Below are 17,669 nucleotides of genomic sequence, written 5' to 3'. Positions count from 1 at the left end.
CGAGAGGTCGGGCCGGGCGCGTTTGGGCCGGGGAGCGCGGGTCACTTCGCGGTCCGGGCGAGCTCGGCCCGCAGTTCGTCCAGGTGCGCGTCGGCGGTGTCGTGCGGCAGGAACTCGACGACGTCGAGGAACCGGAAGAGCACCCGGCTGCCGGTGACGGCGTACTCGTACTCGCCGAACCCCACCACCGCGCCCAGCGCGCCCCGGACGGCGCCCCGCACCACGTGCGAGGTCATGTCGTCCGGCTCCGCCGCCGACATGCCGCGCCGGGCGTTGGGCCGGGCCAGATACGGGCACACCATCGAGGCGTACAGCATGCACGCCCGGTGCCCCGGTCCTTCGAGGGTGGGCGCGAGATTGCGATAGGGGCGCCGGGCGGCCAGCGCCTCCCCGATCGCCGCGCTCTCCGCGGCCCCCACCACACGCCACACCGGCCCCTGCGGCATGCCCTGGTTGCACACCGAGCACAGACGGTTGCGCGCGCACGCGGCGCTGCGGTCGTAGTCGGTCAGCGCGAACTGGGGCTCCTCACCTTCCCAGGGGGTGATCGCCGGCACCGGATACCCACGAGCGTCGCGGGGCCGTGCCTCGACCGCCGCCGGCATGGGAACACTCTCGAATCGCACAGGCCATGACTACCAGGACCAACGGCTTCAGGCCAAGGCCGTGCAAGACGGCCGCTGCTGAACGGCCGGCCGGAGAGGATCAGTGCATGAACGAGATCGTGCTGATGGCGGATCCCAGGGTCGCGGCCGTCCCCGTGACCGACTGCGGCGAACCGCTCGTCGACGTCCGGCTGCGGGATTCCCTCGCCGTGGATGCGCGCAGGGCGGAACCGTCCGGGGCGTTCGCGCATCTGCGGGAAGGGGTTCTGATCCGTCTCCTCAGGGCGCAGCAACTCCTCCCGGACGGCCTGCGTCTGCTGCTTGTCGAGGGGTACCGGCCGCCCGCGCTGCAGCGCGAGTACTTCGATCGGTACGCCGGCACGCTGCGGGCCGCTCACCCGGACTGGTCGCCAGAGCGGCTGCGCGAGGCCGCGAGCCGGTTTGTGTCGCCGCCGGAGATCGCCCCGCACAGCGCGGGCGCCGCGGTGGACCTCACGCTCGTCGGCCCCGACGGGCGCGAACTCGACATGGGAACGCGGGTGAACGCCGACCCGGAGGAGAGTGACGGCGCCTGTTACACGGACGCCGCCACGATCGGCCCGGAGGCGCGGACCAACCGGCGGGTGCTCGGTGCCGCGCTGGGTGCCGTCGGCCTCGTCAACTACCCCACGGAATGGTGGCATTGGTCCTACGGCGACCGCTACTGGGCGCTCACCACCCAAGCCGGCTCTGCCTTGTACGGCCCGCGGGAACTCGGATGAGCCGTGCCGCGGCCGACCCGCCCGCCGGCCCGAGCCGGGCACGTGGTGCACGGGGCCGCCTCGTGCCCCCGTTGGATCCCGAACTGGCCGAGGCACTGGCCCGGTCGGGAGCCGCGGCGCGGGAGCCGATCACCCCGGAGAACCTTGCGGCCCGGCGGGAACGGGATGCTGCAACGCGCCCCAGGCCGACGGTCGGTGAGCTGCGGGCCGACGGCCGCTTCGAGGTGGAGGAGCTGCGGGTGCCGGGGCCGCCGGGCGGCCCGGACGTCACGCTCGTGAGCGCACGGCTCGCCGGAATCACCGGGCCGCTGCCTCTCCTGTACTACCTGCACGGCGGCGGAATGATCACGGGCAACGCGTGGTCCGTGCTGCCGCGGCTCCTGCGCGAGTGGGCCGCGCCCCTGGAGTTGGCCATCGTCTCCGTCGAGTACCGGCTGGCACCCGAGGCGCGGTACCCCGCGGCGGTGGAGGACTGTTACGCGGGGCTCGTCGGGGTGGCCGGGCACGCGGCGGAGCTGGGCATCGACGCCGAGCGTGTCGTCGTCGGGGGAAAGAGCGCCGGCGGTGGACTCGCCGCCGCACTCGCCCTGCTCACCCGTGACCGGGGCGGACCCGTCCCGATCGGGCAACTGCTCCTGTCCCCGATGCTCGACGACCGCAACGACACCGTCTCCAGCCATCAGTTGGCCGGCGTCGACACCTGGGACCGGACCTCCAACGCGACCGCGTGGCAGGCGGTGCTGGGTGACCGGTACGGCACCGCGAACCTGCCGCCCTACGCGGCTCCCGCCCGCGCGAGAGATCTGTCCGGGCTGCCTCCGGCCTATGTCGAGGTCGGGTCGGCCGAGACCCTGCGGGACGAGACGGTGGCGTACGCCCAGGCAATCTGGCGGGCCGGCGGCCGGGCCGAACTGCACGTGTGGCCCGGCGCCTGCCACGGCTTCGACACCTTCGCGCCACGGGCGGCACTCAGCCAGGACGCCCGCGCCGCCCGTACCCGCTGGCTGCGGCGCATCCTCACGCGCATGCGATGACCCCGTAGGTGACCAGGCCGTAGGCGAGGTGCCAGATCGCGTCCGAGGCCCCGTCGACGGGCGACCAGGTGCACGGGTAGCTGATGTCCAGGCCGGCTGTCGGCGCGTCGGCGAGCGTCATCGCCAGGCCCCCGGTCAGCACGGCGCCCAGCCAGGCGCGCGGCCGTGGACCGGCACGGTGGAGCAGGGACAGGACGGCGCCCGTCCGGGTGTCCCGCCTTGGTGGTGACCTTCTCCACCACGGCCTCGGGGATGCTGCTCGAAGGGCGGCCGCGCAGCGCCGTCTCGGCACGGTCATGGCGTGTGCGGGCCCTGTCCGGGCTCCGGGCCGCAGTGTGCGATCCGTGTCAGGTCGGTCATCAGCGAGTCGAGCCAGGACACGGTCGCGTAGTACAGGCGCGGGGCGCCGGTCGGCTCGGCGACAGGGCCCACGCGCACCGGATCCATCAGCGGAGTCCGCCCGGTCGGCGTGTCCGCTCCGGGATCCAGGGCCGCCGGGATCAGCAGCATCCGCCCGGCCACGCGGTCCCCCAGGATCACCCACCGCCGAACGCCCGGCACGCCGGCACCGGGCGCGGCGGAACGCCGCGGGGGCCGGTCAGCCCGGGGTGAAGCGGATCGGCGTGCCGGCCGCGGCCTGCGCGGCGGCCGCCAGGGCGGGCTCGGCGACGACACCGATCACCGGGTAGCCCCCCGTGGTCGGGTGGTCGTGCAGGAACACCACCGGGCGCCCGTCGGGGGGCACCTGCACGGCGCCGAGGACCATGCCCTCGCTCGGCAGCTCACCGGCCGACACGCGGTCCAGCTCCGGCCCTTCGGTGCGCAGGCCGATGCGGTTGCTGCGCTGCGACACGCGGTACGTCGCCGAGGTGAGGGTGCGCAGCGCGCCGGGGGTGAACCAGTCGGCGCGGGGGCCGAGCCGCAGCGGGAGGGTCAGTTCGGTCGGCGGCGCGGGCCAGGGAGCACTGTCGGGCGGCACCGGCTGCCGGGCGGCAGCGCCCAGCGGGAGGACGTCCCCGTCGCGCACCGGCGCGGGGCCGAGTCCGGAGAGCAGGTCCGTGGAACGGCTGCCGAGGACCGGCTCGACGGCGATGCCGCCGGCGACGGCGACGTACGAGCGCACGCCCGCGGTCACCGCGCCCACGTCCAGGACGGCGCCCGCGGGCACCCGCACGGGCACGCCCCAGGCGGCCGGCCTGCCGTCGACCTTCACCGGGCACGGCGCGCCGCCGACCACGACGGTCACGGCGCGGTCGGGACGCAGGGCGCAGCCGGTCAGCGTGGCCTCCAGGACGGCGGCGCCGGGCGCGTTGCCGAGCAGCAGGTTGGCCAGTGTCATGGCTCCGGCGTCCAGGGCGCCGGAGCGGGGAACGCCCAGGTGGGCATGGCCACGCCGGCCGCTGTCCTGGACCGTGGTGAGGGCGCCGGAGCGCACGACGGTGAGTCTGCCGGTCATGATGTGCCGTCCTCTGCCACGAACCGGACGCGCGTTCCCGGCGTGAGGAGGGCGGGTTCCGCCCGGCTGAGGTCCCACAGCGGTTCGGGGTCCGGCATGGTGCCGATCAGCTGCCAGCCGCCGGGGGTGGCGCGCGGGTACACCGCGCTGTAGGGGCCGGCGAGCGCGACCGCGCCGGCCGGGACGCGGGTGCGCGGTGTGTCACGGCGCGGCACGTGCAGGTGTGCGGGCAGGCCGGTGAGGTAGCCGAAGCCGGGGGCGAAGCCGCAGAAGGCGACGCGGAAGGTGTGGGAGGAGTGCCGGGTGGCGACCTCGTGCACGGCGACGCCCCACAGGGCGGCCACCCGGGCCAGGTCGGGGCCGTCGTACCGTACGGGGATCTCCACGACTCCCCTGTCGTCGGCGGCCCGCGCCGGCACGTCCCAGTGGGGGATGCGCCGGGCCAGCTCCTCCGGGTGTGCGACACCGTCCAGGAGGACGGTCCGCGCGCCCGGCACGATGTCCGTGACGGGCGGCAGGGTGCCAGCCGCCCGCCGCCGCAGGAGTTCGGCGTGGAAGGCGTCGGTGTGCTCGGCGTCCGGCAGCTCGACGAGCACCGCGTGCCGCCCGGCGAGGCGCACCTGCAGAGACCGGCTCTCCGTCATGCGAACGCCCCGACCTCGATCCCGGCCGCCTCCAGAGCCGTGCGCACCCGCGCCGCGATCCGGGCGGCGCCCGGGGTGTCGCCGTGCACACACAGGGAGCGGGCGGTCACCACGACCGTCGTACCGTCCACGGCCTCGACCGCACCGTCCACCGCGAACCCCAGCGCGCGCCGGACCACCACGTCCTCGTCGGTCACCACGGCGTTCGTCTCGCGCCGCGACACGAGCGTGCCCGCAGCGGTGTAGGCGCGGTCGGCGAAGGCCTCCGGTACGGCGGTGAGGCCCGCGTCCCCGGCCGCGGCGAGCAGCTCCGAGCCCGGCAGGCCGAGCACGGACAGCGCGCCGCCCGCCAGTTTCACGCCCTCGACCACGGCCGCGGCCTGCTCGGCGTCGTGCACGGTGCGGTTGTACAGCGCGCCGTGCGGCTTGACGTAGGCCACCTCGGCCCCGGCGGCCTGTGCGAAGACCCGCAATGCCCCGATCTGGTAGGCCGTCTCGGCGGCCAGTTCGTCGGCGGGTACGTCCATGGCCCGGCGGCCGAATCCGGCAAGGTCGCGGTAGGACACCTGAGCCCCGATCCGCACCCCGCGTTCGGCGGCGAGGTCGCAGACGCGGCGCATCACCGCCGGGTCGCCCGCGTGGAAGCTGCAGGCGACGTTGGCGCTGGTCACGACGGAGAGCAGGGCGTCGTCGTCGGTGAGGGTCCAGCGGCCGAAGCCTTCACCGAGATCTGCGTTGAGGTCGATCACAGCCAGAACGTAATCGATTGTTGAACGATCCGACAAGGGATTGATTTACCGAACGCCCCCTTGTTCGATCGTTGAACGATCCCCTAGGGTCCCGGGCATCCCTCACGGATCCGGGCCTCCGGATCCGCGCCGCTCGGGCGTCCCGCCCGCTCACGCCTAAGGCCACCGCATGATCGTTCTTCTCGGCGTCGTCGTGGTGATCCTCGGATTCGTCACACGCCGCAACACCGTCCTCGTGGTGGGCGTCGCCGGTGTCTTCACCGGACTGATCGGCGGAATGAACCCGGCGGAGGTCCTCGCGGCCTTCGGCCGGTCCTTCGCCGACAGCCGCTCGGTCACCGTCTTCGCCGTGGTCCTCCCCGTGATCGGCCTCCTGGAGCGCTACGGCCTGCGCGAACAGGCCCGCAGACTCATCGGCCGGCTCGCCGGGCTCAGCGCCGGCCGGTTCCTCACCGTCTACCTGCTGGCCCGCCAGATCACCGCGGCCTTCGGCCTCACCAGCATCGGCGGTCCCGCACAGACGGTACGGCCGCTCGTCGCGCCCATGGCCGAGGCCGCCGCCGAGCGCTCGACGGGCGGGGCGCTGCCGGAGCGCCTGCGGGAGAAGGTGCGCTCCTACGCCGCGTCCGCCGACACCGTGGGCCTCTTCTTCGGCGAGGACTGCTTCATCGCGATCGGCTCCATCCTGCTGATCACCGGCTTCGTCAACTCGACGTACCACCAGAACCTCGAGCCGACCCAGCTCGCCCTGTGGGCGATCCCCGTCGCCGCCTGTGCCTTCCTCGTCCACGGCGCCCGCCTGCTGCTCCTGGACCGGCAGCTTCACCGGGAGATGGCACTCGCCACCGCCGAACACGATCTGTCGCTGCCGAAGGAGAGCAACAAGTGATCAAGGTCGAATGGCTCTACTGGCTGGTGGGCCTCGTCTTCGTCGTCATGGCCGCGCAGATGGCCGCCGACCGCAGCAACCCCCGGCGTTGGACGACCGCCGCGTTCTGGGGCCTGCTCGGGCTCACCTTCCCCTACGGCACCGGCGTCGCCGACGCCACCGCGAAGAACGGCGGCTGGACCCTGCCCGCCGAACCGCTCGGCATCGCGGTCCTCGTCCTGATCGTGCTCGCCGGATTCAACTTCCTCGGCAAGGGCGTCCCGGTCACCGGCACCAGCGAGGAACGCGAGGCCTCCGCCGCCCGGCTCGGCAGCAGGATCTTCGTCCCCGCCCTGACGATCCCGCTCGTCGCCATCGTCTGCGCCTCCTTCCTCGACAAGTCCGGCCTGTTCGAGACCGGCAAGGCCACCCTGCTCGGGCTCGGCGTCGGCTGCCTTGTCGCCCTGGTCGTCGGCATGCTGGTCACCGGCGAGCGGAGGCTGTCGGTGCCGCTCCACGCCGGGCGCTCGATGCTGGAGGCGATGGGCTCCGCCCTGCTGCTGCCCCAGCTCCTCGCCGTACTGGGCTCGATCTTCGCGCTGGCCGGGGTCGGCACCCAGGTGGGCAGGATCGTGCACGACGTGCTGCCGGACCACTCGAAGTACCTGGCCGTCGTCGCGTACTGCGTGGGCATGTTCCTGTTCACCGTGGTCATGGGCAACGCGTTCGCCGCGTTCCCCGTGATGACCGCGGCGATCGGCTGGCCCGTCCTCATCCAGCAGATGCACGGCCATCCGCCGGCGATCCTCGCGATCGGCATGCTGGCCGGCTTCTCCGGCACGCTGTGCACTCCGATGGCCGCCAACTACAACATCGTCCCGGCGACCCTGCTCGAACTGAAGGACCAGTACGGCCCCATCAAGGCCCAGATCCCGACCGCCGTCCCGCTCCTGGTGTGCGCCACCACGATCATGGCGCTGTTCGCGTTCTGAGTGGCGTGCCGAGCTCCGCCCCCCTCGCCTCCCGGGAAGGAAGTGCCATGACCCGCGTGCTCGTCACCGGCTTCGCCCCCTTCGACGGTCAGGAGGTCAACCCGTCCTGGCGGGCGGCCTGTCTGGTGGCCGCCGAGCCGCCCGCCGGACTCACGGTCACCGCCGCCGAACTCCCCTGTGTCTTCGGCAAGTCCCTCGACACACTGCGCGACGCCATCCGCGCGTCCACGCCCGACCTGGTCCTGTGTCTGGGCCAGGCGGGCGGCCGCCCCGGCGTCACCGTCGAACGCGTCGGCATCAACGTCGACGACGCGCGCATCCCCGACAACGCGGGCAACCAGCCCATCGACGAACCCGTGGTCCCGGGCGGCCCCGCCGCGTACTTCTCCACCCTTCCCCTCAAGGCCTGCGTCGCCGCCCTGCGCGCGGCAGGCGTACCGGCCGCGGTCTCCAACACAGCCGGCACGTTCGTCTGCAACCACGTCGCCTACGGCCTCGGCCACCTGATCGCCACCGAGTTCCCGCACGCCCGCGGCGGTTTCGTGCATGTGCCCTGGGCCCCGGAGCAGGTCACCGACGGCTCGGCCCCGGCTCTGGAACCCACCACGGTCGCCCACGGACTGCGCGCCCTGCTGGTCACCGCCGCCGGCACCCCGGCGGGGCACGACCTGAAGGTCACCGAGGGAGCCACCCACTGACACCGCTCCCCGCCCACGCGCCCGGCTCCGCCCGGCGTCCCGCCCCGGCCGACGTGCCGGGCTGACGGCGGGCGGCGGGCGGCGGGCGGCGGCAGGTCCAACTGACGGAGGGCGGCGGCGTGTCCGGCTGACGGTGGGCGGTGTGGCCGACCAGCGGCCGCCGCGAAGGCGCCGCTTCCGCCGGGGGACGGGACCGCTCTGAGAGCCGAGCGTACGGCGGTCACCGGCGACAGCACCAACGGGACCGCTCTCAGGGCCGCGATCAGGCCAGTGCGGAGTCCAGCCAGTGCAGGACGTCCGGGGTGACGGGGTCGGTGATGTCGGCGAACTCCTCGTGCTTGTTCAGGAACTTGGCTACATACGGGCAGACGGGCACGATCCGCTTGCCGGACTCGCGCACGTCGCTGAGCGCCTCCTTGACCAGCCGGGCGGCGAGCCCCCGTCCGGCGAAGGCGTCGTCGACCTCGGTGTGGTAGAAGACGCGCTGTTCACCGCGGTCGCGGTACGCGGTCAGTCCGGCGCGCTCGCCGTCGACGAGGATTTCGTACCGGTTCTCGGCGTCATTGCGCTCGACGGTCGGAGCGGCGGAGGGCTGGCTCATGGGATGCCTTTCGGATGGGGGCCGGTGCACGGGTGGGACGGGTCAGTGGCGCGGTGGATTCCTGCGCGGTGTGATGACGGCGTTCGGGAGTGCGGGAGCGGGGAGACGATCTCCCGGATACCCCTCGACGACGCCGAAGCGATCGGAGGCGTTCTGCCAGTCCTCCCGGGCCTGGGCGATGTCCTCGTGGCTGCGCCCGATGAAGTTCCACCACATGACGATTTCCTCCTCGAACGGGGTTCCGCCGAGCAGTACCGTGCGGGCGACGTCGTCCGACTCGTTCGTCAGCGTCAACGTGTCGCGGCCCGGGGGGAGATGGCCCAGCTCCGAGGGGCCCACCGAGGTGCCGGCCAGGCGCACCTCTCCCTGGTCGACCAGAAGGCCGTGCTCGAAGTCCGGGTCCACGGCGAGCGTGAGGGTCGCGCGTGGCCGGAGGAGGATCTCCGCGCCGAGCAGGGGTGTGAAGGTCGTCACCGGGGAGACGCTGCCGGCGAGGGAGCCGAGGAACACCCTGGTCTCGGCCCCCTCGGTCAGCACGGGTTCGGGCGCGTAGTGCTGGAAGTCCCGTTCGGTGTTGCGGTGTTCCTGTGGCAGCGCCACCCACAGCTGCACACCGTGCAGGACGGTGGTCCGCGGGGTGGAGACCTCGGAGTGGCTGATGCCGTATCCGCCGGTCATGAGGTTCAGCTCGCCGGGCCGGACCAGGGCGTGGTTGCCCATGCTGTCCCGATGCTCGATCTCTCCGGTGAACAGCCAGCTCACGGTCTGCAGCCCGGTGTGGGGATGCGGGGCGACGTTCATGCCGCCCGTCACCGAGACATCGTCGGGGCCGTAGTGGTCGGCGAAGCACCAGGCGCCGATCAGGGTCCGGGCCCGCTGCGGCAGGGTCCGCCGTACGGTCATCGCCCGGGGGCCGCCGAGGGGCACATCGCGCGGGGTCAGGACGTCGACCCGGGCCGTCTCGGCCGGCCGCTCGCCGTCCACCACACCGCCGCACCGCAGTTCCGCGGGTTTCGTTTCGACGTTGCTCACCGTGGACCGCCTCCCGAAGAAATAGTTCTATGTTCAACTATCATGCCATGATCGTAGCCCGCCGGCACGCGATCTCCGCCGATACCGACCCCTGGCTCATCCACACATCTGTAACTCTGACCAACCTACGCGTTCTGGCGGAAACCGCCCGGTACGGCCTTCGTGGACGGGCGCTTCCCCTCCCGCCGAGGTCGTGGCACTGCTGCGGCACATCAACCGATCGGCAGACGACCGGGGAGGTCAGCCGGCGGAGGTGAGCTCCGTACGCAGGACAGCCCGCCGTCCGTGCAGTTCGCCCCGCTCCATCCGGGCGTGCACGTCGGCGGCCGCGCCGAGGGGGAAGACCTCGATGCTGCGCGGGCGCAGAGCACCCCGGCCGAGCAGGTCGTTGATGTACACAGCGGCTTCCGCGAGTTCGTCCGGTGTCGCGTGGGAGATCACGAACCCCACGATGGAACGGTCGTTCATGTACAGCGCCCCGGCGGGCAGCACGGGGCGGGTCCGGGCGCCGGCCAGCAGCACCACGCGGCCCCTGCGGGCGAGCAGGTCGACCGTCGTCTCCAGGTCGTTGACGCCCGCTGTGTCGACGTACAGGTCGAGCCCCGACGGCGCCGCGCTGCGGATCTTCTCGGTGAGTTCCGGATCCCGGTAGTCGAACACCTCGCACGCGCCCAGCTCCGCGCAGTACCGTGCGTCCCGCGCGCCGGCCGTGGCGAGGACGCGGGCGCCGGCCCCCACCGCCATCGTCACCAAGGCGCTGCCCACGTTGCCCGCGGCGCCCGCGACCAGCACGGTCTCACCCACGCGGAGCCGCCCATGGACGAACAGCGCCAGATAGGCGGTCGCCGCCGGGTGGAACGCGGCCACCGCCGCGTACGGATCGACTCCCTCGGGCAGGTGGTACAGCCGGTCGGCCGCCACCACCGCCTGCTCCGCTGCCGCACCCTGCCTCCCCCCGTGCCCGAGGCTGTTGCACCACACCCGCTCCCCCGTACGGAAGCCGCCGGCACCGGGGCCCGCCGCGGCGACCGTGCCGACCAGATCACGGCCCACGACGAAGGGAAAGTCGACCTGCGTGGGGAAGCGCCCCGACCGCACGAACGTGTCCACCGGGTTGACCGCGGTGGCCAGGACGTCCACCACCACGTCGGTGGGGCCGGGACGGGGCGCGGCGATCTCGCCGAACCGGATGACGTCGGCGGAACCGAGCTCCTCGATGTACGCGGCACGCATGGCACCCCATGTTTCCACCTCCGCCCCGGAAACCTCAGCCGGACCGGGCCGTCACCAGCGCACCGCTGTGAAATCGACGGGCCGGGGCCGCAGTTCACGGGTCCGGCCCGTCAGCCCTCGCAGGCGCCGAGCCATCTCGTCGGCGGGCAGGTGCCGGCGGTCGCCATGGCCCGGCAGCAGCCACTCGAAGCGCAGTCGGCCGGCGGTGCGCGCCAAGGAGGCGGCCAGCTCCCGGATGTCGTACCAGGTGACGCTCTCGGCCACCTCGATGTCCCCGGTGGTGCGCGACCAGTAGAAGCTGTCGCCGCTGAAGCAGTACCGGTCGTCGGCGAGGAAGAGCACGCTGCCCCGAGTGTGGCCGGGCAGGGGGTGGGCGATCACGCCTTCGGCGATCTCCACCGGGTCGGTGCCCCGCAGGACGCGGTCGGCGTCCGGGGCGGCATCGAGGTCGCCCTCGTGGATCCACAGCCGCGCGCCGAAGCGGTCGGCGTAGCGGCGGCCGTGCGCGGCGTGGTCGCGATGGGTGAGCAGTACGTCGGTGACGGGGGCGAGCCTCTCGTAGCGCGCCGCCAGTGCGGTGCTCCAGCGCGGGGTGTCCACCATCATCGCGGTGCCGTCGGGGCGGCGTAACAGGTAGGAGTTGGCTCCCGCGGTGTGCGTGGAGTTGTGTCCACACAGGTGAACGGTGTCGTCCAGGGCCATCGGGAAGGGGTCCAGGCCCGCCTCCAGCCGCCCTCCCGGGGGGCGGACGGAGCGGGTGGGGCAGGCCTGGGCGGCTGCGTGGAGTTGCCGCGCCTCGGCCCCGTCCCGCGGCTGCCGCAGCACCGCCGAGCGCCCGTCGACCTCACCGATCAGGCCGGGCGCGAGTTGCCTGGCGACATCGCAGTTGGTGCACCGCTCGTCCACGTACCAGCCGTCCTCGAACCGTTCACCGCTCATGGCCCGTTCCCTCCGCATCGTGTCCGTCGACCGGCCTCTCGCCCTCCAGGGGTATCCGACGCCGAGCGGATTGGGGAAGGGCGGGTGGTCGAAACCCCCCATGGCCACCCGCCTGAAGTACCGCTTCACGAAGTGGCAGGACCGAGTGAGGCAGGCGCGTAGAAGGCCGGCCGGGTCAGCGCCTCGGCTCCGAGCTCTCCACGCCGAGTGCCCAGGCCCCGTACGCCGTCCCGGTGGTCTCGAAGGAGAAGATCACGTGGGACGCGGCGGTGTTGACGTCGCGCCAGAACCGCTGGACCGGGTCGGCCTCGAAGTGGCCCGTCGTCCCGGTGCCGCGGAAGAGCCGTTCGACCGCCGACACCGACAACTCGACCGCCAGCGCGAGGTCCCGCGGACCGCGGACCGCCGCCTCGCCCTCCCTGGTCTCCTCGATGCCGTCGGCGACCCGAGCGGCCCGCTGGACGAGGAGTTCGGCGGCGTCCACCTCGGCGGCCGAGCGCGCCAGGTCGATCTGCACCGACGGCTTCTCGCGCAGCGGGGCGCCCCGCCGGTCGGCCCGCCGGAGGTTCTGCTCGGCCGCGGTCCGCACGGCACCCCGCGCGGCACCCACCACGGGCACGGCGAGCGGCAGCGCGTTCACCGCGTTCACGGGGACCGTGTGGCAGCGGGCCTCGGAGGCGGTCGCCCGGCCCGCGTTGATGTCGAACCTCGACAGGGTCAGATGTTCGGGTACGAAGACGTCGTCCAGGACCATGGTGTCGCTGCCGGTCCCGCGCATGCCCAGCGTGAACCAGGTGTCCTTGACGGTGATGTCGGCCTGCGGCACCGCGAAGAACCGCACCTCGCCCCGCCCGTCCGGGCCCACCACGCCGGGTACGGCGGAGCAGGCGAAGACCCAGTCGGCGAAGCGCACCCCGCTGATGTACTTCCATTCGCCGCTGAGCCGCCAGCCACCGGAGACGGGCTCGGCCTTCCCGGCCGGCATGAGCGCGCCCGCCATGAGGGCGTCCGGCCCGTCGCCCCAGATCACCGCCTGTCCCTCCGGGGGCAGGTACGCGCCGTACCGGGCCGCGTAGGCGGACAGCGAGGCCGCCCAGGCAGCCGAGGCGCAGCCCTCGCCGACGAGGGCCACCGCCGAGGTCATGTCCACGAACCGGCCTTCCGTGCCGCCGAAGGCCGCGGGCACGAAGTGCCGGGCGAAGCCGGCCTCCCGCACAGCCTCGACCACCTCGGGCGCAAGGCACCGGTCGGCCTCCGTCTCGCCGCTGCACCGCGCCGCGATCTGCGCCACGCGCGGAGCCCCGGCGACCACCGCCGCCACGCCCGGCCTCTCGGCAAGGATCGTCGCTGTGCTGTCGCTGAGCATATGTTCGCCACCTCCGTTGGGATGGCCGCAGTCTCTCCGGCCAAGCGCGCGGCAGGCGGCACCCAGGCCGGGACCGGCCCGTCAATCACCCGACCGGCTTCACTTCCCCCGCACCTGCTCGGCCCCGCCGGGCCATGTTCGCACCTGGCACCCGACTGGTCGGAGCCGATGTCGAGACCTTCCTCCGGTTCCTCCCGGCCTGTGACCGGCGAACCTACAATGACGACATCACCCGTGTCCGTCGGCCGCTCCGGATCCGGCCGCGGCGGACGGGGAGGGTGCGGCTCGCCGTGATGGCCTGCGACGACAGTGGGAGGCCGCCGTGCAATTGGAAGAATTCCTGGCCCAGGTCCGCGACCGGGGCGAGTACCGCAGCCGCGAGGAGGCCGAGCACGTCTGCGAGGCGGTCCTGTGGGTGCTCGCGACCCGGATCGCCCCGGAAGAGGCCGACGATCTGGCTGCTCGGTTGCCCTCCCCGCTGGACGAGGCCCTGCATCTGGACCGAGGGCGGCCCGAGACGTTCGACTGTGACGAGTTCCTTCGGCGGGTGTCCATGCAGACCGGCGCCCGGCCCCGCACGGCCGAGTGGGACGCGGACGCCGTCCTGTCCACGGTGGCCGACGCGGTGCCCACCCGGCAGCTCGACCACCTCCTGTCCTGCCTGCCGGACCGCTACGCCGAGTTCTTCGGCAGGCCGAGTCCGAGCTGACCGAGCTGACGGGCGACTTCGCGGACAGCCCCGCGTCAGCGCTGTCCGCGCGAGCGGTCACTCGCCCTGCTGCACGGTCTGCTCGGTCAGTCGTTCGTCGCACCACTGCCGGGCCACCGCGGCGACCTCCTCCAGGGCGCCGGGTTCCCCGAACAAGTGGGTCGCCCCGGGAACGACGTGGAGGGCATGCGGCGCCCGCACATACCTGGCCGCCTCCTCGTTCAGCTCCTGCACCTGCGGGTCCATGCCGCCGACGATGAGCAGCACCGGGGCCCGCACCTGGCCCAGGGCGTCGCCCGCCAGGTCGGGCCGGCCGCCTCGCGAGACCACGGTCAGCACCCGGTCGGGGCGCTGGGCCGCGGCCACCAGCGCCGCGGCGGCGCCCGTGCTGGCGCCGAACAGGACCACGGGAAGGCCGCGGGCGTCGGGCTGTGTGTCCAGCCAGTCGATCGCGGCCACGAGCCGTCGGCCGAGGAGCGGAATGTCGAAGCGGTGCTCGCCGGTCAGCGCGTCGTGCCGTTCCTCCCGTTCGCTGAGCAGGTCCATCAGCAGCGTGCCGAACCCGGCGGTGCGCAGTTCGGCGGCCACCATCCGGTTGCGCGGACTGTGCCGGGAACTGCCGCTGCCGTGCGCGAAGAGCACCACGGCCCGCGCCGCCGTCGGGACCACGAGGTCACCGGAGAGTGTGGCGTCGCTGGTGGGAACCAGAACCATGTCGGAGATCATCGGCATCACTTCTTCCACGCCTGCCGACCATCGGATCACCGCGGATCACGAGGATCCGGGATCCCTCGCGTCCACCATATCGAAGCGATACATGTCATGTCTTTTCACACAAAACTCCCTGCCGGCTGGAGGAACGGGGCCGGCGGGTGCGGCGACCCGACACACTTGATGCGTACTACATCTATCTACATAATGGCGTTATGCACAAGCAGGTCATGGCCTCTGCCCGCCCCGTGGACGTATCTGCCGAGCATCTGATGCTCGCCGTGGAGGAGATCGTCCGGTACGTGCGCCGCAGCGCCACCACCGGCGGCCTGAGCACCGCGGCCTCGTCCGCGCTCAGCCGGCTGGGGCGCGAAGGCCCGCAGCGGCTGACCGAACTGGCCCGCGCCGAGAACGCCTCCCAGCCCAACATGACCCAGCTCGTCACCCGCATGGAGCGAGCCGGACTGGTGCGGCGCACCGCCGACCGCACCGACGGCCGCGGGGTGCTGGTGGAGGCGACCGACACGGGTCTGGAGGTCTTCCGGCAACGGCGGGCCGAACGCGCCGACGCCCTGGAACAGCTCGTCGAGGAGCTGACCGAGCCGGAGCGGCACGCCGTGGCGATCGCGCTGCCCGCGCTGGCCCGGGTGATCCAGGACCGCCCGGCGCGTTCCTGAACCTGTCCGTCCCCTTGTACCCAACCTCCCCGGAGAGAACTGGAGTTGAAGCGGTCATGAGCGCACCGCAAGGAAGGACCGCCAGCCCGTTCCGGCAGCCCAGGGCTGTCTGGGCCGTGGCGTTCGCCTGCGTGATCTCGTTCATGGGCATCGGCCTGGTCGACCCGATCCTGCCCGCCCTCGCCCAGAGCCTGCACGCCTCGCCCAGCCAGGTCTCGCTGCTGTTCAGCAGCTATCTGATCGTCACCGCGGTGGCGATGCTGGTCGTCGGCTGGTTCTCCAGCCGGTTCGGCGCCAAGCGCACCCTGGTCATCGGCCTGGCCGTCATCGTGGTCTTCGCCGCGCTGGCCGGCTCCACGGACTCCATCGACGGCATCGTCGGCTTCCGCGCCGGCTGGGGCCTGGGCAACGCCCTCTTCATCGCCACCTCGCTCGCGGTCATCGTCGCCTCGGCGAGCGGCGGCTTCGGCGGCGCGATCATCCTCTACGAGACCGCCCTGGGCCTCGGTATCGCCGTAGGGCCGCTGCTGGGAGGCGAGTTGGGCGCGATCAGCTGGCGCGGCCCGTTCTTCGGCGTCGCCGTCCTGATGGGCATAGCCCTCGTCGCGACCCTCGCCTTCGTACCGTCACTACCCAAGCCCACCCGGCCCACCTCTCCCATGGCCCCGCTCAAGGCGCTGCGCCACCGCGGTCTGCTGACCATGGGCCTCATGGCCCTGCTCTACAACTGGGGCTTCTTCACCATGCTCGGCTACGCCCCCTATCCGATGAAGCTGAGCGCCCACGAGCTGGGTCTCGTCTTCACCGGCTGGGGACTGCTGGTGGCCGCCTTCAGCGTCTTCTTCGCCCCGCGCCTGCAGGCCCGCTTCGGCACCGCTCCGGTTCTCTACGTCAACCTCGTCGGCCTCGGCATCGTGATGGCGGTCATCGCCGCCGGCGTGCGGACACCGGCCGTCGTCATCGTCGCGGTCATCGTCAGCGGCGCCTTCATCGGCATCAACAACACCCTCACCACGCAGGCCGTCATGCTCGTCTCCCCCGTGGAGCGCCCCGTGGCCTCCTCCGCGTACGGCTTCCTGCGTTTCATCGGCGGCGGCCTGGCACCGTACGCCGCCGGCAAGCTCGCCGACGCCACCGATCTGAGCGTGCCCTTCTACCTCGGTGCCGCCACCTTCGTCCTGGCCGTCCCCGTCCTGGCCAGTGGGCACGGCCTGCTGCGCCGGGCCGAGACGGACACCGGTGACAGCGAACCCATGGCGCCCTCGCTGACGCCCGTCGGCGCCCTGGCCGCCGTAGACACCCCGCCGGTCATCGTCGCGGTGGGCGCGCACGACCGGGCCGCCGCCATCGTCGACGCGGCGGCCCGCCTCGCGCGGGACACCGGCAGTCCGCTGGAGGTCGTCCACGTCCAGCAGACGGCGGTGGTCGAGGAACAGGCCGTCGAGACCGAGACCGTCGAACAGGCCCGGGCCGCCGTGGTCGCCCACCTGGACCGGCTCGCGGGCCGAGGCATCGCCGCCACCGGTCAGATCCTCAGCAGCGTCGGTGACCACGCGGCCGCCGGCCGTGCGCTGGCCCAGCACGCGGCGCACGTGGGTGCCCGCGCGGTGGCGGTCGGCCGCTCCCCGCGTGGTCCGCTCGCCCAGTTCGCCGACGGCAGTCTCACCACGGCGCTCACCCACAGTGCCCGCTGCACGGTCGTCCTGGTCGACGCCGACGACACCCGCCGGCGCCTGACGCCGGCCGCCCTGGCGGAACTGCGCGAGACCGCGGCCTGAGGTCCGCTCTCCGCGGGCCGGAGTGCGGGGCGGCGCGCCGGGCGCACGCGACACGCCCTTCCGGTGTGTTCCGGATTGCGCTCGTGTGCGCGGCCGCTCATGGTCGGAGGGTGAGCATGTCACCCGCGCTGCGGCCGCCCGACAGCCCTCGTGAGACCGGCCGCGGTCGGGTGCAGGGTGCCCCGGGCGTTCTCCGGGCCCTCGCCGTGTTCGCAGCCGTCCGGTTCACCGGGGTCCTCCTGCTGATCGTGGTCGACGCACTGGCCGGCCGCCCGTTCGGCAAGAGCCTGGTCCATGCGTGGGACTCGGTCTGGTACCTGCACATCGCCGAACACGGCTACGGAACCAAGCTGCACATCACCAGCACGGGCGCGGTCCAGACCGACTGGGCCTTCTTCCCGCTGTATCCGGCCCTCATCCGGGCCCTGCGCGGCTTACTCCCGCTGACCGCCGGACAGGCCGCGCTGCTGATCGCCTGGAGTTGCGCGCTGCTCGCCGTCTACGGCATCTACACGATCGTCCATCACCTCCACGGGCGGACTGTCGCGACCGCCGTCGTAGCCCTGTGGGCCGTGGTGCCGCAATCCGTCGCCCTCACCGTGGCGTACACGGAACCGCTCTTCACCGCGTGCGCCGCCTGGTCCCTGTACGCCGTGCTGCGCCGCCGCTGGCCGGCCGCGGGCTCGCTGGCACTGCTGGCGGGCCTCACCCGGCCGACCGGGATCGCGGTCGCCGCGGCCGGGTCGACCTCGACCAACTGGTCGGGGCCAGCGAGCTGTTCACCCCGGCCGACATCGAATTCGCCGCCCGCAAGGG

Annotated in this window: 21 protein-coding genes; 9 read left to right on the top strand and 12 right to left on the bottom strand. The window is 72.8% G+C overall.

The features are described from left to right. Nucleotides 1-41: 41 nt before the first annotated feature. The gene (locus tag ACWC2T_RS29040) at nt 42-605 is read right to left on the bottom strand and encodes a hypothetical protein (protein ID WP_450673302.1); all 564 of its coding nucleotides are present in this window, start codon (nt 603-605) and stop codon (nt 42-44) included. A 107-nt stretch (nt 606-712) separates the two neighbouring features. Here ACWC2T_RS29040 and ACWC2T_RS29035 point away from each other — a divergent pair, with 107 nt between their 5' ends. Together ACWC2T_RS29035 and ACWC2T_RS29030 are read left to right on the top strand one after the other, a co-directional pair. Beyond that, a complete protein-coding gene (locus ACWC2T_RS29035) occupies nt 713-1,366 on the top strand; it encodes a M15 family metallopeptidase (protein WP_450673301.1) in 654 nt (217 codons plus the stop codon). A 62-nt stretch (nt 1,367-1,428) separates the two neighbouring features. Continuing rightward, nucleotides 1,429-2,400, top strand: coding sequence for an alpha/beta hydrolase (locus ACWC2T_RS29030; protein WP_450673300.1), 972 nt, complete (start codon nt 1,429-1,431; stop codon nt 2,398-2,400). Here ACWC2T_RS29030 and ACWC2T_RS29025 read toward each other — a convergent pair. From ACWC2T_RS29025 to ACWC2T_RS29005, 5 genes are all read right to left on the bottom strand, one after another. Then, complete coding sequence (locus tag ACWC2T_RS29025; RefSeq protein WP_450673299.1) at nt 2,384-2,542, bottom strand: hypothetical protein; 159 nt, start codon at nt 2,540-2,542, stop codon at nt 2,384-2,386. The genes ACWC2T_RS29030 and ACWC2T_RS29025 overlap by 17 nt on opposite strands. 152 nt (nt 2,543-2,694) lie before the next feature. Beyond that, nucleotides 2,695-2,961, bottom strand: a complete 267-nt coding sequence (locus tag ACWC2T_RS29020; RefSeq protein WP_450673298.1) for a hypothetical protein — start codon at nt 2,959-2,961, stop codon at nt 2,695-2,697. 37 nt (nt 2,962-2,998) lie between these two features. Beyond that, on the bottom strand, nt 2,999-3,856 hold the full coding sequence (locus tag ACWC2T_RS29015) for a 5-oxoprolinase subunit C family protein (protein ID WP_450673297.1): 858 nt from the start codon (nt 3,854-3,856) through the stop codon (nt 2,999-3,001). Further along, nucleotides 3,853-4,500, bottom strand: coding sequence for a 5-oxoprolinase subunit B family protein (locus ACWC2T_RS29010; protein ID WP_450673296.1), 648 nt, complete (start codon nt 4,498-4,500; stop codon nt 3,853-3,855). The genes ACWC2T_RS29015 and ACWC2T_RS29010 overlap by 4 nt, the downstream gene beginning before the upstream one ends. Continuing rightward, on the bottom strand, nt 4,497-5,249 hold the full coding sequence (locus tag ACWC2T_RS29005) for a LamB/YcsF family protein (protein WP_450673295.1): 753 nt from the start codon (nt 5,247-5,249) through the stop codon (nt 4,497-4,499). The genes ACWC2T_RS29010 and ACWC2T_RS29005 overlap by 4 nt, the downstream gene beginning before the upstream one ends. A gap of 169 nt (nt 5,250-5,418) precedes the next feature. Here ACWC2T_RS29005 and ACWC2T_RS29000 point away from each other — a divergent pair, with 169 nt between their 5' ends. From ACWC2T_RS29000 to pcp, 3 genes are read left to right on the top strand one after another with little or no spacing between them, the layout of a single operon-like run. Continuing rightward, complete coding sequence (locus ACWC2T_RS29000; protein ID WP_450673294.1) at nt 5,419-6,138, top strand: DUF969 domain-containing protein; 720 nt, start codon at nt 5,419-5,421, stop codon at nt 6,136-6,138. Continuing rightward, nucleotides 6,135-7,109, top strand: coding sequence for a DUF979 domain-containing protein (locus ACWC2T_RS28995; RefSeq protein WP_450673293.1), 975 nt, complete (start codon nt 6,135-6,137; stop codon nt 7,107-7,109). Before ACWC2T_RS29000 ends, ACWC2T_RS28995 begins: the two co-directional genes overlap by 4 nt. A gap of 47 nt (nt 7,110-7,156) precedes the next feature. Beyond that, entirely contained in the window at nt 7,157-7,807 is a 651-nt protein-coding gene (pcp, locus tag ACWC2T_RS28990; RefSeq protein ID WP_450673292.1) for a pyroglutamyl-peptidase I, read from the top strand. A 262-nt stretch (nt 7,808-8,069) separates the two neighbouring features. On the opposite strand, the gene ACWC2T_RS28985 is transcribed toward pcp, so the two are convergent. From ACWC2T_RS28985 to ACWC2T_RS28965, 5 genes are all read right to left on the bottom strand, one after another. After that, nucleotides 8,070-8,408: a GNAT family N-acetyltransferase gene (locus ACWC2T_RS28985; protein ID WP_450673291.1), complete on the bottom strand. Its 339-nt coding sequence runs from the start codon at nt 8,406-8,408 to the stop codon at nt 8,070-8,072. Nucleotides 8,409-8,450: 42 nt separating this feature from the next. Next, complete coding sequence (locus tag ACWC2T_RS28980; protein ID WP_450673290.1) at nt 8,451-9,440, bottom strand: pirin family protein; 990 nt, start codon at nt 9,438-9,440, stop codon at nt 8,451-8,453. A 240-nt stretch (nt 9,441-9,680) separates the two neighbouring features. Beyond that, a complete protein-coding gene (locus ACWC2T_RS28975; RefSeq protein WP_450673289.1) occupies nt 9,681-10,673 on the bottom strand; it encodes an NADPH:quinone reductase in 993 nt (330 codons plus the stop codon). Nucleotides 10,674-10,724: 51 nt separating this feature from the next. Beyond that, a complete protein-coding gene (locus ACWC2T_RS28970; protein WP_450673288.1) occupies nt 10,725-11,612 on the bottom strand; it encodes an MBL fold metallo-hydrolase in 888 nt (295 codons plus the stop codon). A 175-nt stretch (nt 11,613-11,787) separates the two neighbouring features. Beyond that, entirely contained in the window at nt 11,788-12,978 is a 1,191-nt protein-coding gene (locus ACWC2T_RS28965) for an acyl-CoA dehydrogenase family protein (RefSeq protein WP_450673287.1), read from the bottom strand. Between the two features lie 322 nt (nt 12,979-13,300). On the opposite strand from ACWC2T_RS28965, the gene ACWC2T_RS28960 reads away from it, so the two are divergent. Next, complete coding sequence (locus ACWC2T_RS28960; RefSeq protein WP_450673286.1) at nt 13,301-13,687, top strand: DUF2267 domain-containing protein; 387 nt, start codon at nt 13,301-13,303, stop codon at nt 13,685-13,687. Nucleotides 13,688-13,744: 57 nt separating this feature from the next. Here the strand turns inward: ACWC2T_RS28960 and ACWC2T_RS28955 are convergent, their stop codons facing one another. Beyond that, nucleotides 13,745-14,413 (bottom strand): dienelactone hydrolase family protein, encoded by a 669-nt coding sequence (locus ACWC2T_RS28955; protein ID WP_450673372.1) that lies wholly within the window; start codon nt 14,411-14,413, stop codon nt 13,745-13,747. 200 nt (nt 14,414-14,613) lie between these two features. Between ACWC2T_RS28955 and ACWC2T_RS28950 the strand changes: the two genes are divergently transcribed. The 3 genes from ACWC2T_RS28950 to ACWC2T_RS28940 form a co-directional block, all read left to right on the top strand. Beyond that, on the top strand, nt 14,614-15,075 hold the full coding sequence (locus tag ACWC2T_RS28950) for a MarR family winged helix-turn-helix transcriptional regulator (protein WP_450673285.1): 462 nt from the start codon (nt 14,614-14,616) through the stop codon (nt 15,073-15,075). Between the two features lie 56 nt (nt 15,076-15,131). Continuing rightward, entirely contained in the window at nt 15,132-16,853 is a 1,722-nt protein-coding gene (locus ACWC2T_RS28945) for an MFS transporter (protein ID WP_450673284.1), read from the top strand. A 116-nt stretch (nt 16,854-16,969) separates the two neighbouring features. Then, on the top strand, nt 16,970-17,669 hold a 700-nt coding region (locus ACWC2T_RS28940), incomplete at its 3' end, for a mannosyltransferase family protein (protein ID WP_450673371.1).

The organism is Streptomyces sp. NPDC001393 (assembly GCF_053597455.1).
The sequence above is the reverse complement of the archived record's forward strand: the minus strand, read 5'-3'. Positions and strand labels throughout refer to the sequence as shown.

What these genes read in the sequence shown, in the direction of transcription:
- ACWC2T_RS29040 (WP_450673302.1), bottom strand. Translation starts at nt 605, where the DNA reads ATGCCGGCGGCGGTCGAGGCACGGCCCCGCGACGCTCGTGGGTATCCG.
- ACWC2T_RS29035 (WP_450673301.1), top strand. Translation starts at nt 713, where the DNA reads ATGAACGAGATCGTGCTGATGGCGGATCCCAGGGTCGCGGCCGTCCCC.
- ACWC2T_RS29015 (WP_450673297.1), bottom strand. Translation starts at nt 3,856, where the DNA reads ATGACCGGCAGACTCACCGTCGTGCGCTCCGGCGCCCTCACCACGGTC.
- ACWC2T_RS29010 (WP_450673296.1), bottom strand. Translation starts at nt 4,500, where the DNA reads ATGACGGAGAGCCGGTCTCTGCAGGTGCGCCTCGCCGGGCGGCACGCG.
- ACWC2T_RS29000 (WP_450673294.1), top strand. Translation starts at nt 5,419, where the DNA reads ATGATCGTTCTTCTCGGCGTCGTCGTGGTGATCCTCGGATTCGTCACA.
- pcp (WP_450673292.1), top strand. Translation starts at nt 7,157, where the DNA reads ATGACCCGCGTGCTCGTCACCGGCTTCGCCCCCTTCGACGGTCAGGAG.
- ACWC2T_RS28985 (WP_450673291.1), bottom strand. Translation starts at nt 8,408, where the DNA reads ATGAGCCAGCCCTCCGCCGCTCCGACCGTCGAGCGCAATGACGCCGAG.
- ACWC2T_RS28975 (WP_450673289.1), bottom strand. Translation starts at nt 10,673, where the DNA reads ATGCGTGCCGCGTACATCGAGGAGCTCGGTTCCGCCGACGTCATCCGG.
- ACWC2T_RS28970 (WP_450673288.1), bottom strand. Translation starts at nt 11,612, where the DNA reads ATGAGCGGTGAACGGTTCGAGGACGGCTGGTACGTGGACGAGCGGTGC.
- ACWC2T_RS28965 (WP_450673287.1), bottom strand. Translation starts at nt 12,978, where the DNA reads ATGCTCAGCGACAGCACAGCGACGATCCTTGCCGAGAGGCCGGGCGTG.
- ACWC2T_RS28955 (WP_450673372.1), bottom strand. Translation starts at nt 14,413, where the DNA reads ATGATCTCCGACATGGTTCTGGTTCCCACCAGCGACGCCACACTCTCC.
- ACWC2T_RS28950 (WP_450673285.1), top strand. Translation starts at nt 14,614, where the DNA reads ATGCACAAGCAGGTCATGGCCTCTGCCCGCCCCGTGGACGTATCTGCC.
- ACWC2T_RS28945 (WP_450673284.1), top strand. Translation starts at nt 15,132, where the DNA reads ATGAGCGCACCGCAAGGAAGGACCGCCAGCCCGTTCCGGCAGCCCAGG.